Below are 14,707 nucleotides of genomic sequence, written 5' to 3' on the forward strand. Positions count from 1 at the left end.
CTTCACCGCGCAGGAGAGCGATGATGTGCTCGATTGAGAAGGAGACGATCAGGATGCCGGAGGCGATCAGCGGGACGTAGCGGACGACCTCGGGCAGGCCGAGATTGGGGATCTTCACCGTGCCGACGGAGGCACCGAGAATCCAGCCATTGTAGGCCATGGCGACCCCGAACAAGGCGACCAGAACGTGGATCACGAGCTCGATCTTCTCGCGCGTGCGGTCCGGCAGCATCACCAGGAGGCTGTCCATGCCGATATGTCCGGCGTCGCGGACGCCGACCGCGCCGCCGATCAGCGTGACGTAGAGGATCAGGACCAGCGCCAGGTTCTCGGTCCAGGTCGGGCTGGAATTGAGCACGTAGCGGCCGAATACCTGGTAGAACACGATGGTGACGATGACGAGCAGGCCGGCGACGGACAGATACATGCCGAGGCGCGCGATGACGGCGTTGATCCGTGTCAGGGGGCCGCGCGACGGACGCCCCTCCTGCTGCTCGTGGTCTCCGACATGTGGATCTGTCATTCCCGTCCCTCCCCCCACCGTGTCATCCGGCGTCGCCCGAGAGCGACGCCGGAGCCGGCCATCGTCGTTCTGAGTTGGTGCTGTACTTCGTGGAGCTGACTTCGTGGAGCTTACTTGGTGTCCTGGATGCGCTTGACCAGGCTCGACAGCTTCTCGTCGCCGGCGAACTTCTGGTAGACCGGCTTCATCGCGTCGACGAATTCCTGCTTGTTGGCGACCGTGATGACCTGGACGCCGGCGGCCTCGACGGCCTTGCGGGAAGCTTCCTCGCGCTCATCCCAGAGCTTGCGCATGACCGGCACGGACTCCTTGGCCGCCTTGCGGATCATCGCCTGGTCTTCCTTGCTCAAGGTGTCCCAGACCTTCTTGGACATCACGAGGACCTCGGGCGCCAGCGAGTGCTCGGTGATGTTGTAGAACTTGGCGGCCTCGAAATGCCGCGAGGATTCGTAGGACGGCCAGTTGTTCTCGGCGGCGTCGACCAGGCCGGTCTTGAGCGCGGTGTAGACCTCGCCATAGGGCATCGGCGTCGGGTTGGCGCCGAGGCTCTGGATCATGCCGACCCAGAGGTCGGACTGCTGGACGCGGATCTTCAGGCCCTTGAGGTCGGCGAGCGACTTGACCGGCGCCTTGACGGTGTAGATCGAGCGCGCGCCGCTGTCGTAATAAGCGAGGCCGATCAGGCCCGCGGGCTCCATGGCGGCGAGGATCTCGTCGCCGATCGGACCGTCCAGGACGTTGCGCATGTGTTGCGTGTCGCGGAACACGAAGGGCAGGCACAGCGCGACGGTTTCGGGCACGAAATTGTTCAGCGGCGACGAGTTGATCCGCATCATGTCGAGCGCGCCGATCTTGAGCTGCTCGATCGTGTCCTTCTCGGAGCCGAGCGCGCCGTTCGGAAACACCTTGACGCCGAGCTTGCCGCCGCTCGCAGCTGCCAGCTGCTTGCCCATGAACCTGACGGCTTCGACGGTCGGATAGTCGCCGGGGTGCACGTCGGCGGAGCGGAAATCGCGCGCGGTCGCGAGCGGCGCCGAGATCGCCAGCACGGCGGCTGCAATGATAGCTGAAAGTGTCTTCATCCGGGCTTCCTCCTCAATTGATTATGTCGTTGTGGCGCAGATGCTGCAGGCCGCCTTGGGTCGCTCCACTTCAGAAGCCAAGTCAAGCGCCAATATGACGCGTAGGGCCAGTGGCATTGTCTGTCCAAGCCAATTGCGGCATCGATCAATGCAAGAGTTGGATCGATCGAGGAGGCGCGCCGCTGCGGCGCAAGCAGCCCGTCGGGCTCGCCTCATCGTTGCATGGCGTGCTGGTTCTCGCCTCGTCGGCCGCGCCTCGGGCGAGCAGGCGGTGGACCGCGCGGCAAGCGCCGCCCATCGACGAGGCCGGCCAGGACCGCGGCGGCGGGGGCTTCGATTTTGCATCCGCTGGAGGCATGCGCCCTTGCGCCGGGGCGGTGGGGCTGGCATTCCCTGCGCTGATCCTTAACGCCGGTCCGGCGCGTTTGCCGGATGGTTACCAGCGCCGGGCTATACCCGGTGTTCGAGCGCGTTCTGCGCGGCCGCTCCGGTCCGCAGCATTCGACACGATCCGATCGAGGTTTCGATACCCATGACCGTCCGCCTGCACCGTGGCGACCTGCCCGATCTCTCCCGCTACACCACCTCGGTCGCGATCGACACCGAGACGATGGGGCTCAACCCGCACCGCGACCGGCTGTGCGTGGTGCAGCTGTCGCCCGGCGACGGCTCGGCCGATGTGGTGCAGATTCCGAAGGGCCACACCGACGCGCCGAACCTGAAGGCGCTGCTCGGCAACCCCGCGATCACCAAGATCTTCCATTTCGCGCGCTTCGACGTCGCGATGCTGTTTCATACCTTCGGCGTGATGCCGCAGCCGGTGTACTGCACCAAGATCGCCTCGCGGCTGGCGCGCACCTATACCGATCGCCATGGGCTGAAGGATCTGGTGCGCGAACTGCTCAACATCGACCTGTCCAAGCAGCAGCAGTCGAGCGATTGGGGCGCCGATGCCTTGAGCGAGCCGCAGCTCGCCTATGCCGCCTCCGACGTGCTGCACCTTCATGCCTTGCGCGAGAAGCTCGACGTGATGCTGGCGCGCGAGGGCCGGCTGGCGGTGGCGCAGGCCTGCTTCGCGTTCCTGCCGCATCGCGCGATCCTGGATCTGGGCGGATTCGAGGCCGAGGACATTTTTGCGCATTCGTGAGGCGCGCGACGGCGGCCGGTCGTTCACGATCATTAACCCGTCGTAATAATCCGGCGGCCGCTGCGTCGCGATTTCGCGGCAGTTCCAGGCTGCAATGGCCGCCACGGACGTGGTAGGCTCAGTGTCGTGGCGTGCGTCCTGTGTCCGTCGGAGCCCTGGTGAACTCGGTCCACAACCCGGTCTATGATCCTTCCCTGCAGGCGCGCTTCGCGGTCGCGGCGCGACACAGCCGGTTCGTGCGCGCGCTGCGCATCGCCGTGCCGGCGGTCGTCGGCGTGGCCATGATGATCGTCATCTACGTCGCCTTCTTCAACGATTTCCGGGTCGCGGTCGATACCGGCAACCTGACCGGAAACGTCGTGATCTCCGGCCGCAAGATCACGATGGAGACGCCGCATCTGACCGGCTTCACGCCGGACCAGCGGCCCTACGACCTCGTCGCCCACAGCGCGGTGCAGGACCTCACCGATCCCGATCACGTCGAGCTCAACATCCTCCGCGCCAAGGTGCTGATGGAGGATCAGTCGACGGTGACCTTGCGCGCCAAGACCGGCTTGTTCGACACCAAGCAGCAGCAGCTCGAATTGAACAAGGACATCCTGCTGACGACCTCGACCGGCTACGAGGCGCGGCTGAGCCGGGCCTCGGTCGACATGGCCAAGGGCACCGTGAGCTCCGACGAGCGGGTCGACGTCAAGCTGACCAACGGCACCCTGTCGGCGGACAGGCTGCGCATCACCGAGAATGGCGACGTCGTGCGGTTCGAGGGCAACGTGGTGATGTATCTCGAGAACATGACCCCGCCGCCGCCGGCCACCACGGCGAGCGCCGATCCGGGCCGTTCGGCCCGCAACGTGAAGTGATCTCATGACGATGTTTCGTATCCTTTCCGCGCACGGCCGCGGTGCCGGTCTCGCCTTGCTGGCGCTGATCGCGTTCGGCGATTCGCTGCAGGCGCAGAGCGCGACCACCGGCGTGCCGAACGCGCTGCAGGGCTTTTCGCAGAACCGCGACCAGCCGATCCAGATCGAGGCGGCGTCGCTGGAAATGCGCGACAAGAAGAAGGAGGCGACCTTCACCGGCAACGTGAAGGTCGTGCAGGGCGACACCACCATGACCTCGAAGTCGCTGGTGGTGTTCTATGACGGCGGCACGCAGCCGGGCGGCAAGCCCAGCAAGGCGACGCCGGCCGCAACGCCCGGACCGGACGGCAGCTCGGCGATCCGCCGGCTCGAGGCGCGCGGCGACGTCAAGGTGACGCAGAAGGACCAGGTCGTGACCGGCGAGACCGCGGTCTACGACACCAAGACCAACATGATCACGATGCAGGGCGGCGTGGTGCTGACCCAGTGCAAGAACGTGATGCGCGGCGACCGCTTGACGGTCGACATGACCACCGGCGTGTCGCGGGTCGAATCGGACAATGGCCGCGGTGTGCAGGTGCTGCTGCCCCAGGCCGGATCGGGGGCGGGAACGGGCGGCTGCGGGCCGTCGGCCGGCCCGGCGTCCGCATCGGCACCCTCCATCGGCGCGCCACTGTCGCTGGGCGCCAACAAACCGAAGTGACTTCAATTATTTAGCAAAACGCTCACGGCTCCAGTTGAACCGCGCCGCGGCTGCCTCTATCTAGCGAGCGGGCCGTTCGCGTCGCCGGACCGTCGCCGCCAGTGCTGTCTGGCGAAGGCGCAGGCGCGTGATGACGAACGCCGATTGCGATTTTGCGATCGATCGTGACCTCGGTTGCGGCTGCGACCCGGGTTGCGACCGCGACCTCGCCGTCAGACGACAAACTCCGGAGCGCGGTCCGCCGCGCTTTGGCCGGGCTTGCGTTTCCGATGATCCGCAAGGCAGGTGAGATGCGTTCGCTCGCGGTGAGCGGGCGGCCAGCGCTGCGGTCGATGACGGGCAGCTTCGAAGGGCGTAAGCGAAGCGGGGATGGTGGATCTACTCGGCATGTTTCGTGGGCGTCCCGCCAAGCGCAGCCAGCGCGGCTCGGCGCGCCGTCGCGACGACATCACGGCCATGGATGACACTTTCGCCGGCTCCATGAACGAGGATCCGCTCGCCGCGCTCGCCGATTCCGTCCGCAACGAGCAGCAGCCGGCGATGCGCATCAATCCGCGCTCGCCGCAGAACACCGAGCAGATCCAGCGCAAGCGTCCTGCCTCGCAGCCCGCGCCGGCCAAGCCGCGCAACAATGGCGCGGGTGGCGCTCCGCAGCTGCTGCGCCGGCCGGGCTTCCTCGCCGTGCATTCGATCGAGAAGAGTTTTGGCAGCCGCCAGGTCGTGCGCGGCGTGTCGATCTATGTCCGCCGCGGCGAGGCCGTCGGCCTGCTCGGCCCGAACGGCGCCGGCAAGACCACCGTGTTCTACATGATCACCGGCCTGATCAAGGCTGATCGCGGCGCCATCGAGCTCGATGGCCACGACGTGACCCGGTTGCCGATGTATCAGCGCGCCCGGCTCGGCATCGGCTATCTGCCGCAGGAAGCCTCGATCTTCCGCGGCCTCACCGTCGAGCAGAACATCCGTGCCGTGCTCGAGGTGGTCGAGCCGTCGCGCAAGAAGCGCGAGCGCGAGCTCGACGCGCTGTTGGAAGAATTCACCATCACCCGGCTGCGCAAGTCGCCGTCGATCGCGCTGTCCGGCGGCGAGCGCCGCCGCGTCGAGATCGCGCGCGCGCTGGCGACGCGCCCGAACTACATGCTGCTCGACGAGCCGTTCGCCGGCATCGATCCGATCGCGGTCGGCGACATCCAGCAGCTGGTGCGCCATCTCACCAATCGCGGCATCGGCGTCCTGATCACCGACCATAACGTGCGCGAGACGCTGGGCCTCACCGACCGCGCCTACATCGTCTATGCCGGACAGATCCTCACCGAAGGCAGCCCTGAGGAGATCGTCGCCGATCCCGACGTACGAAGGCTCTATCTCGGCGAGGAATTCCGGCTGTAGGATTACGGACGCGGCGTTTGTCGGCTTTGTCGACACGGCGACAGGCGACGGACAACACTGCGAGCAACGCTGTTTCCAAGGGGGTTGCGAGGACCGGTAACCTCGTCTTCCGCAGCGCGCCATACTCCGTTTTTCTTATTCGTCAAGACGTGTACATCGCGCGCAGATTAGGATAAGCAAGAATTGGACCAGTAAGGGAATGTTCTTGCTCCCATGGCGTTGACGCAGAGATTAGAATTCCGCCAGTCACAGTCACTGGTGATGACGCCGCAGCTGATGCAGGCGATCAAGCTGCTGCAATTGTCCAATCTCGACCTCTCCACCTTCGTCGAAGAAGAGCTCGAGCGGAACCCGCTGCTGGAGCGGGCCAGCGACGGCCCCGAAGCGCCGGTGGCCGGCGAGCAGCAGATGGCCGAGCGCAGCGAGTTCTCCGAGGGCGGCGAGGCCGGCGGGGAGGATTTCGAAGGCGGCAGCGGCGCCGGTGAGACCTACGAGAGCGCGCCCGAGGACTGGATGAGCCGCGATCTCGGCACCCGTACGGAGATCGAACAGACCCTCGACACCGGCCTCGACAACGTGTTCTCCGAGGAGCCGGCGGAAGCTGCCGCGCGCAATGCGCAGGACGCGGCGCCCACGACCTACACCGAATGGGGCGGCGGTGCCTCCGGCGACGAGGACTACAATCTCGAAGCGTTCGTCGCCGCCGAGACGACGCTGTCCGATCATCTCGCCGAGCAGGCCGCGGTGGCCTTCGTCTCGCCGGCCGATCGCATGATCGGCCAGTATCTCATCGATCTCGTCGACGAGGCCGGCTATCTGCCGGCCGACCTCGGCCAGGCCGCCGACCGGCTCGGCGCCGAGCAGGCCGACGTCGATGCGGTGCTTGGCGTGCTGCAGACCTTCGATCCGCCTGGCATCTGCGCCCGCAATCTGAGCGAATGTCTCGCCATTCAGCTGCGCGAGCTCGATCGCTACGATCCGGCGATGCAGGCGCTGGTCGAGCATCTCGATCTCCTGGCCAAGCGCGACTTCGCCGCGCTTCGCAAATTGTGCGGCGTCGACGACGAGGACCTCGTCGACATGATCGGCGAGATCCGCCGGCTCGATCCGAAGCCCGGCCTCAAATTCGGCACGACGCGCACGCAGACCATGGTGCCCGACGTCTATGTCCGTCCGGGTCCCGATGGCGGCTGGCTGGTCGAGCTCAACAGCGACACGCTGCCGCGCGTCCTGGTGAACCAGGTCTATTACTCCGAGCTGTCGAAGACGATCCGCAAGGACGGCGACAAATCCTACTTCACCGACTGCCTGCAGAACGCGACGTGGCTGGTGCGCGCGCTCGACCAGCGTGCGCGCACGATCCTGAAAGTGGCCACCGAGATCGTACGCCAGCAGGACGGCTTCTTCACCCATGGTGTCGCGCATCTGCGTCCGCTGAACCTGAAGGCGGTTGCGGATGCGATCCAGATGCACGAATCGACGGTCTCGCGTGTCACCGCCAACAAATACATGGCGACCAACCGCGGCACGTTCGAGCTGAAATATTTCTTCACCGCCTCGATCGCGTCGGCCGATGGCGGCGAGGCGCATTCGGCGGAAGCGGTGCGGCATCACATCAAGCAGCTGATCGATGCGGAAGATCCCTCCGCAATTCTCTCCGACGATACGATCGTCGAGAAGCTGCGCGCCGCCGGCATCGATATCGCGCGCCGCACGGTCGCGAAATACCGGGAGGCGATGCGGATTCCGTCGTCGGTGCAACGCCGGCGGGACAAGCAGAGCATGCTGGCGCATGCCTTGTCGTCATCCGTCAGCGTCGACCGCACCCGGGATACCGCGTCAGTTTGACCGCTACGGTCAGTTTGACCGTGCCCCGCGATTGCGCCTTAACCAAATAGGCTTAGTGTCATCATCGGTTCACATGAATCGAGGCGACACATGACCCTGCGGATTTCCGGAAAAAGCATCAGCGTCAGCGAAGCATTGCGCGGCCGCGTCAGCGAGCGCACCGACGAGGTGCTGCGCAAATATTTCGACGGCAATTATTCCGGCCATGTCACGCTCTCCAAGGACGGCTTCGGGTTCAAGACCGATTGCGCGCTGCACCTTGATTCGGGCATCACGCTCGAGGCCGAATCGAATGCGCCGGACGCCTATGCCAGTGCCGACCAGGCGCTGCTGATGATCGAAAAGCGCCTGCGCCGCTACAAAAGCCGGCTGAAGGACCGTTCGGCGCGCAAATCCCATGCGGCGAATGCCGCGCTTGCCGGCCTCGACGGTGCCGTCCTGGATGCGCCGAGCTATGTGATCGAGGCGCCGGCCGAGGGCGACGAGGAGATCACCGGCTACAATCCCGTCATCATCGCCGAGAACACCACCGCGCTGAAGCGCCTGTCGGTCTCCGAGGCGGTGCTGGAGCTCGACCTTTCGGGTGCACCCTGCATGGTTTTTCAGCATGGCTCCAGCGGCCGGGTGAACATCATCTACCGTCGCGCCGACGGCAACATCGGCTGGGTGGATCCGCCCGCAGTCAAGCCGTAGTCGTACGGACGCAGGCGCCCGGAGTTCCGACGGGATGCGGAAACCGGTTCCGCGTCAGGTGTTTGATGGCCGCTTGCGACCTCGCGCCACGGCCGGGCGAGGACGCCATGTGCGTCTTTCGGGCGTTGGCGCCCTCAGGCCGCCATGCTGCGGCGGTCTTAAGGATAGCCGGCGGGAACACGCTTGCGGGGAGTTGGCACCGACGTTGCGTTGGGGTAGAAGCCCCTCGCATCGGACACGGGGTAAGCCCGCCTGCCGCCTCAGCTTCTTGACGCCGGTCTGTCCCGACCTATTTCGCACCCTGACGGTTCAATCACCTCGGAACGCCCTATGCCGATTACCGATCTGGTCGCACCCGAGGCGATCCTGCCGGCTTTGAAGGTCATCAGTAAGAAGCAGGCGCTGCAGGAGCTGGCGGCGCGGGCGGCCGCGCTGACCGGGCAGAACGAACGCAACGTGTTCGAGGTCCTGCTGCAGCGGGAGAAGCTCGGCACCACGGCGGTCGGGTATGGCGTGGCGATTCCGCACGGCAAGCTGCCGAAGCTGGAGAAGCTGTTCGGCCTGTTCGCCCGGCTGGAACGGCCGATCGATTTCGAGGCGATGGACGGCCAGCCCGTCGACCTCGTGTTCCTGCTGCTCGCCCCCGAAGGGGCTGGTGCCGACCATCTGAAGGCGCTGGCGCGCATCGCCCGCCTGCTGCGCGACCAGGACGTGGCCAAGAAGCTGCGCGCCTCGCGCGACGCCCAGGCGATCTATTCGGTGCTGGCCCTGCCGCCGGCGTCAGCGGCCTGACGGCGCCTTTTCCTGTCCTCGGAGCATGATGCGATTCGCTGAACTCGCATGATGTTCGCGCCTTCGACCACCACGAAGCTCTCCGTCCGCTTTCGTGGGCGGGGCTATCGCATTTGAAGATGCGCAGCCGTACCGGCGGCCGATCCTGTCGATTCGTTTCTCTGTCATGTCCGGGCTTGTCCCGGGCATCCACGTCGTCCCCAGGATGCCGGACGACATGGCTGGCCAGGACAAGCCCGGCCATGACGACGGAGAGAGGCGAGCGCAACTGCGCGCGTCAAATCCGAGAGCTCTGTCTTCGCGGTGGATGGCGGCCAGGACGCGTTCCGCCACGCGCTTGTCGACGGCGCCCGCGGCTATCCCCCCTCGCTGACCCTCCCCCGCAAGGGGGAGGGAACGGTGAGGGCGGCGATTGCCGCAGTTCGGAGCATGATGCGAAGCCGCGTGCTCTAGTCCAGCGGCTTGACCAGATAGCGCACGGTCTTGGCGCCGCCGTGGATGCGTTCCGTCGCCAGCGGCTCGAAGCCGAGCGTGGCGTGGAAGGCGAGGGATTGCGGGTTCGGCGGGTCGACATTGACTTCGCAGACGATGCGTTTGTGCCCCGCGGCCTGGGCGTCGCGGATCAGGTTCTCGTAGAGCAGGCGCGCGAGTCCGCGGCCGCGCGCGCTCGGCGCGACGACGATGCGATCGACATAGAGGAAGCGATCATAGCGGGCGCGGAACCAGAGATAGTTCGGACTGCCGTAGTCGGCGGTTTCGTCCAGCGCGATCAGCAGCGCATCCGCCGTTCCGATTCGCTGTGCCCGCCATGCCTGATCGATCAATCGCGCGAAGGCCTCGGGCAGCAGCCACGACAGCTCGGAAGCGTGAGCGTTGTTGAGGCTGAGCAGGGCAGCCGCGAGCGCCGGCTGTGCGCTCAATTCGGCGGCGCTGAGTAACGTGAGCATGGCGGGCATCAGCGGAGGATCCTGCGCAGACAGCCGTTCACCGGACAGAAAAAAGGGCCGCCCTCCTGGCAGAGGGCCGCCCCTTGAATCAGTGTATCAACCGCTCAGGTCTCACAAGCCGCCGTTGCGTCGGCGCCCTGCCAGATTGTCCTAGTGCACGCTGACCGCCTGAAGCTCGTGGCTCCAAGCATTGGCGATCGCAGCTTCGCGGCTGTCGGTGAGCATGATCGGCGTGCCGTCGGCGGCATGCAAGGCGAACAGCTTCAGGCCCGGCGCGATGCGCGGTGCTTGCGGAAACAGGCCCGGCACGTCCTCGGAGCGGATCTGCTTCACATAGGCGATGTGGCCCTCGCCCAAGGTGGCCAGCGACTCCAGGGAGACGCCGGATTCAGACGCAACATTACCCTCAGTCATGGTCTCGACTCCTTCTGAGACTCAAGCGGTCGAGTCCGCTACTTGTTCCATCAAACCATTATTCGTGTTCATTGATAGCGATTGTCTTAACGATCCGCTCAGGCTCGGGCCTGGCCAGATCGACCGACAACAACCCGTTCTTCAGGTCCGCTCCCAGCACGTGCATTCCCTCTGCCAGCACGAAGGTGCGCTGGAAGTGGCGCGCGGCGATGCCGCGATGAATGTATTGCCGGGTCTTGTCGTCCTGCTGACGGCCGCGGATGACGAGCTGGTTTTCCTCAATGGTGACATCGAGTTGGTCACGGGTGAAACCCGCCACCGCCAGCGTGATCCGAAGACGCTCGGGCTGGCCATTGGTGCGCTCGAACCGCTCGATATTGTACGGCGGATAACCGTCGGCACCCTTGACGACGCGGTCGAGCACGCGCTCGATCTCGTCGAAGCCCAGCAGGAAGGGACTGGAGAGCGAAGGAACACGAGACATGGTTTACAAAGTCCTCTCGAAGCGACTTTGATGTATCAGGGCCCTGACGGCGCCCCTTGAGCAGCAATATGGGCACGAACCGGCGCACGTTCAAGCACCCAGAAAGTGGCAGAACGGGCGTCTGTGGAAGGGTTTAAGCGGGCAGCCGCTGCCGACCATCGGCCGAGAAAAAATGCAGCCGGGAACGCGGCGCCACGGCGCGTATCCGCGTTCCGATGCCCGGTGCCGAGGCGCCCGGCAGCCGCACGATGACGTCGTTCGCCGTGGCCGTGAGGCTGTCATTACCGGCGGTGTCGTCGCGGGAGCCGTAGACATAGGTCTCGGCGCCGACATGTTCGATCGCGTCGACCTTGAGGTCGAGTCCGATCCCGCCCGCCGGAACGGTATCGCCGAGCTCGAAATCCTCCGGGCGGATGCCGAGCTGGCCAGCCTCGGCCGGGATCGCGTCCGCGCCATGGAGCTGACCGCGCACGGCCTCGACCGGCATCAGGTTCATCGGCGGCGCGCCGATGAAGGAGGCGACGAAGGTCGTCGCCGGCTTCTGATAGACCTCGAGCGGATTGCCGATCTGCTCGACCCTGCCGCCGTTCATCACCACGAGAATGTCCGCGAGCGTCATCGCCTCGAGCTGGTCATGGGTGACGTAGATCGCCGTGGTGTTGAGGCGGCGCTGCAGCTTGCGGATCTCGACCCGCATCGCGATGCGCAGCTTGGCGTCGAGGTTGGACAGCGGCTCGTCGAACAGGAACACCTTCGGCTGGCGCACGATGGCGCGGCCCATCGCCACGCGCTGGCGCTGGCCGCCGGAGAGCTGCCGCGGCTTCCGCTGCAGCATGGTGCCGAGCTCGAGGATAACAGCGGCGTCCTCGACCCTGGTCTTGATTTCCGCCTCCGCCATGCCGCGATTGCGCAGGCCATAGGCCATGTTGTTGTAGACGCTCATGTGCGGATAGAGCGCGTAGTTTTGGAACACCATCGCAATGTCGCGCTCGGCCGGCTCGATCGTGTTGACGATACGGCCGCCGATGTCGATCTCGCCGGACGTGATCGTCTCCAGTCCCGCGACCATCCGCAGCAAGGTGGACTTGCCGCAACCGGAGGGGCCGACCAGCACGCAGAACTGGCCGTCGCCGACATCGACGTCGACGCCTTTGATGGCCTCGAAGCCGCCCTGGTAGATCTTGCGGACGTTGCGGAGCGTGACGTTGGCCATGGGTTACCTAGCGAATGGCGAATAGGGAGGTGCGAATTAAGAAAGGGATGAAGCGAATCGTGGGGCGGATATCCCTATTGGCCACTCCCTATTCGCCATTCGCCCCCTCCTCACTTTTCCGTCTCCACCAGCCCCTTGACGAACAGGCGCTGCATGACGACGACGACGAAGACCGGCGGCAGCATGGCAAGCACGGCGGTGGCCATCACGACCGGCCACTCCGTCAGTGCATCGGTCGTGGTGATCATCTTGCGGATGCCGATCTGGATGGTCTGCATGTCGTCGCGCGTGGTGATGAGCAGCGGCCACAGATATTGATTCCAGCCGAGAATGAACAGGATCACGAACAGCGCAGCCATGTTGGTGCGCGACAGCGGCAGCAGCGTATCCCAGAAGAACCGCAAGGGACCCGCGCCGTCGATGCGCGAGGCTTCGAGCAGCTCGTCCGGGACCGTCATGAAGAACTGGCGGAACAGCAGGGTGGCCGTGGCCGATGCGATCAGCGGCAGCGCCAACCCGGCATAGCTGTCGAGCATGTGCAGGTCGGCCACGATCTTGTAGGTTGGATAGATACGCACCTCGACCGGCAGCATCAGGGTGATGAAGATCAGCCAGAAGATCGCCATCCGGAACGGGAAGCGAAAGTAGACGACCGCATAGGCGGAGATGATCGAGATCGCAATCTTGCCGACGGCGATCAGGAGCGCCATGATCAGCGAGTTCAGCAGCATGGTCGCAACCGGCTCGCGGGTCGAGCCGCTCGTGCCGACGAAGATGGTCTGGTAGTAGGTCGATAAGAAGTGTCCGCCCGGCAGCAGCGACATCTGCCCGTTGGCGATGACCGCGTTGTCCTGCGTGGAGGCGACGAAGGCGAGGTAGACCGGGAACGCGACGACCGCGATTCCGATCCACAGGATGGCGTGCGCAACGTAGCGCCTGATACCCTCTTGCTCGACCATCAGTAGGTCACCTTGCGCTCGACGAAGCGGAACTGGATCGCGGTCAGCACGATGACGATGACCATCAGGACCACGGATTGCGCCGCGGACGACCCGAGATTGCCGCCGAGCAGGCCATCCGTATAGACCTTGTAGACCAGAGTCTCGGTCGACTTGCCGGGACCGCCGCGGGTCATCGTGTCGATGATGCCGAACGTCTCGAAGAACGCGTAGACGATGTTGATCACCAGCAGGAAGAAGATGGTCGGCGACAGCAACGGGAAGGTCACGGTCCAGAACCGCCGCATCGGCCGCGCGCCATCGATCGCGGCGGCTTCGAGCACACTCTTGGGAATGCTCTGCAGGCCCGCGAGGAAGAACAGGAAGTTGTAGGAGATCTGCTTCCAGGCGGCCGCGAGAATGATCTGCAACGCGGCCTGGTCGCCGTCGAGAAGCGGATTCCAGTCGATCCCCATGGCGCGCAGATAGCGCGAGATCACCCCGAGCGAGGGATGCAGCATAAAGATCCAGAGCACACCGACGACCGGCGGCGCCACGGCATAGGGCCAGATCAGCAGCGTGCGATACAGGGTGACGCCACGCAGCGGCTTGTCGGCCATGACGGCGAGCAGAAGGGCAATGGAGAGCGACGAGAACGCGATCGCGAAGGAGAAGCCGAAGGTGCGCAGGATGGCCTGGAAATAGTCCGGCTGGCCGAGCAGATCGGCGTAATTGTCGAACCAGACGAAGCTGGTGGACAGCCCGAATGCGTCTTGCAGCAGGAACGACTGAATGACGGCCTGGATGGCGGGCCAATAGAAAAAGATCAGCACGATCGCGAGCTGGGGGGCGACCAGCACGAACGGCAGCAGCTTGGATTGGAAGATCGCGTTCTTTTGCATGGATGGTGGGCGAGCCGGCAGGCCGGGAAGCCTGCCGGCTCACGGCCTCACTTGACGGCGGTCTTTTCGAACTGGCGCAGCATCTGGTTGCCACGCTCGACCGCGGCGTCCAGCGCTTGCTTGGCGGTCTTCTTTCCGGCCAACGCCTGCTCGATCTCCTCCGACCAGACGTCACGCAGCTGCACCATGTTGCCAAGGCGCAGACCGCGGGAGTTCTCGGTCGGCTCCTTGTTGGTCAGCTCGAGCAGCGGGGTCTCCAGATAAGGCTGATCCTTGTAGAAACCCTCCGCCTTGGCCTTTTCATAGGCGGCCTTGGTGATCGGCAGATAGCCCGAGGACTTGTGGATGTAGACTTGGCGGTCGGTGTCCGACAGGAAGGTCAGGAACTTGGCGACACCCTTGTACTCCTCGGCCGACTTGCCGCCCATGACCCAGAGCGAAGCGCCGCCGATGATCGAGTTCTGCGGTGCGCCCTTCACGTCGGGGTAATAAGGCATCGGCGCGGCGGTGAAGGCGAACTTGGCCTGCGCCTTGACGTTGCCGAAGAAGGCGGACGAGGTCAGGTAGATCGGGCATTCGCCCGAGGTGAAGCGGCCTTCGCCGGTGTTGGTGCGGCCAGCGTAGTCGTAGGTCTTGTCCTTCTGCAGCTCGACCAGGTTCTCGAGATGCTTGACCTGCAGCGGCCCGTTGAACTCGAGCACGGTGTCGAAGCCGTCGAGGCCGTTGGCCTTGCTGGCGAGCGGCACGTTATGCCAGGCCGAGAGCTGCT

General features: G+C 64.9%; 16 protein-coding genes. 7 read left to right on the top strand and 9 right to left on the bottom strand.

Annotated elements, in window-relative coordinates:
• A partial coding sequence (locus tag BRAS3809_RS13895) for a TRAP transporter small permease (RefSeq protein ID WP_035656272.1) occupies nt 1-523 on the bottom strand: 523 nt, incomplete at its 3' end.
• A 110-nt stretch (nt 524-633) separates the two neighbouring features.
• On the bottom strand, nt 634-1,605 hold the full coding sequence (locus BRAS3809_RS13900; protein WP_008962735.1) for a TRAP transporter substrate-binding protein: 972 nt from the start codon (nt 1,603-1,605) through the stop codon (nt 634-636).
• A 532-nt stretch (nt 1,606-2,137) separates the two neighbouring features.
• On the opposite strand from BRAS3809_RS13900, the gene BRAS3809_RS13905 reads away from it, so the two are divergent.
• From BRAS3809_RS13905 to ptsN, 7 genes are all read left to right on the top strand, one after another.
• Nucleotides 2,138-2,752, top strand: a complete 615-nt coding sequence (locus BRAS3809_RS13905; protein WP_008962736.1) for a ribonuclease D — start codon at nt 2,138-2,140, stop codon at nt 2,750-2,752.
• A gap of 158 nt (nt 2,753-2,910) precedes the next feature.
• The gene (lptC, locus tag BRAS3809_RS13910; protein WP_008962737.1) at nt 2,911-3,615 is read left to right on the top strand and encodes an LPS export ABC transporter periplasmic protein LptC; all 705 of its coding nucleotides are present in this window, start codon (nt 2,911-2,913) and stop codon (nt 3,613-3,615) included.
• Nucleotides 3,616-3,619: 4 nt separating this feature from the next.
• Nucleotides 3,620-4,318 (top strand): LptA/OstA family protein, encoded by a 699-nt coding sequence (locus BRAS3809_RS13915; RefSeq protein WP_008962738.1) that lies wholly within the window; start codon nt 3,620-3,622, stop codon nt 4,316-4,318.
• A gap of 369 nt (nt 4,319-4,687) precedes the next feature.
• Nucleotides 4,688-5,707 (top strand): LPS export ABC transporter ATP-binding protein, encoded by a 1,020-nt coding sequence (lptB, locus tag BRAS3809_RS13920; RefSeq protein ID WP_008962739.1) that lies wholly within the window; start codon nt 4,688-4,690, stop codon nt 5,705-5,707.
• Between the two features lie 213 nt (nt 5,708-5,920).
• Complete coding sequence (rpoN, locus tag BRAS3809_RS13925; protein WP_035656274.1) at nt 5,921-7,555, top strand: RNA polymerase factor sigma-54; 1,635 nt, start codon at nt 5,921-5,923, stop codon at nt 7,553-7,555.
• Nucleotides 7,556-7,645: 90 nt separating this feature from the next.
• Nucleotides 7,646-8,248: a ribosome hibernation-promoting factor, HPF/YfiA family gene (gene hpf / locus BRAS3809_RS13930; RefSeq protein ID WP_008962741.1), complete on the top strand. Its 603-nt coding sequence runs from the start codon at nt 7,646-7,648 to the stop codon at nt 8,246-8,248.
• 330 nt (nt 8,249-8,578) lie between these two features.
• Entirely contained in the window at nt 8,579-9,040 is a 462-nt protein-coding gene (gene ptsN, locus BRAS3809_RS13935) for a PTS IIA-like nitrogen regulatory protein PtsN (RefSeq protein ID WP_008962742.1), read from the top strand.
• A 449-nt stretch (nt 9,041-9,489) separates the two neighbouring features.
• Here the strand turns inward: ptsN and BRAS3809_RS13940 are convergent, their stop codons facing one another.
• The 7 genes from BRAS3809_RS13940 to BRAS3809_RS13970 form a co-directional block, all read right to left on the bottom strand.
• A complete protein-coding gene (locus BRAS3809_RS13940; protein WP_008962744.1) occupies nt 9,490-9,996 on the bottom strand; it encodes a GNAT family N-acetyltransferase in 507 nt (168 codons plus the stop codon).
• A 141-nt stretch (nt 9,997-10,137) separates the two neighbouring features.
• Nucleotides 10,138-10,401 carry a BQ00720 family protein gene (locus BRAS3809_RS13945; RefSeq protein WP_008962745.1) on the bottom strand — a complete coding sequence of 88 codons (264 nt, stop codon included), beginning with the start codon at nt 10,399-10,401 and terminating at the stop codon, nt 10,138-10,140.
• Between the two features lie 58 nt (nt 10,402-10,459).
• Entirely contained in the window at nt 10,460-10,885 is a 426-nt protein-coding gene (locus BRAS3809_RS13950) for an Hsp20 family protein (protein ID WP_006613108.1), read from the bottom strand.
• Between the two features lie 133 nt (nt 10,886-11,018).
• Nucleotides 11,019-12,098: a sn-glycerol-3-phosphate import ATP-binding protein UgpC gene (locus tag BRAS3809_RS13955; protein ID WP_008962746.1), complete on the bottom strand. Its 1,080-nt coding sequence runs from the start codon at nt 12,096-12,098 to the stop codon at nt 11,019-11,021.
• A 110-nt stretch (nt 12,099-12,208) separates the two neighbouring features.
• Nucleotides 12,209-13,057: a sn-glycerol-3-phosphate ABC transporter permease UgpE gene (gene ugpE / locus BRAS3809_RS13960; RefSeq protein ID WP_008962747.1), complete on the bottom strand. Its 849-nt coding sequence runs from the start codon at nt 13,055-13,057 to the stop codon at nt 12,209-12,211.
• Nucleotides 13,057-13,938 (bottom strand): sn-glycerol-3-phosphate ABC transporter permease UgpA, encoded by an 882-nt coding sequence (gene ugpA / locus BRAS3809_RS13965; RefSeq protein ID WP_008962748.1) that lies wholly within the window; start codon nt 13,936-13,938, stop codon nt 13,057-13,059. The genes ugpE and ugpA overlap by 1 nt, the downstream gene beginning before the upstream one ends.
• Nucleotides 13,939-13,985: 47 nt before the next feature.
• On the bottom strand, nt 13,986-14,707 hold a 722-nt coding region (locus BRAS3809_RS13970; protein ID WP_035656276.1), incomplete at its 5' end, for an extracellular solute-binding protein.

This window comes from Bradyrhizobium sp. STM 3809 (genome assembly GCF_000239795.1).
Classification (GTDB): domain Bacteria; phylum Pseudomonadota; class Alphaproteobacteria; order Rhizobiales; family Xanthobacteraceae; genus Bradyrhizobium.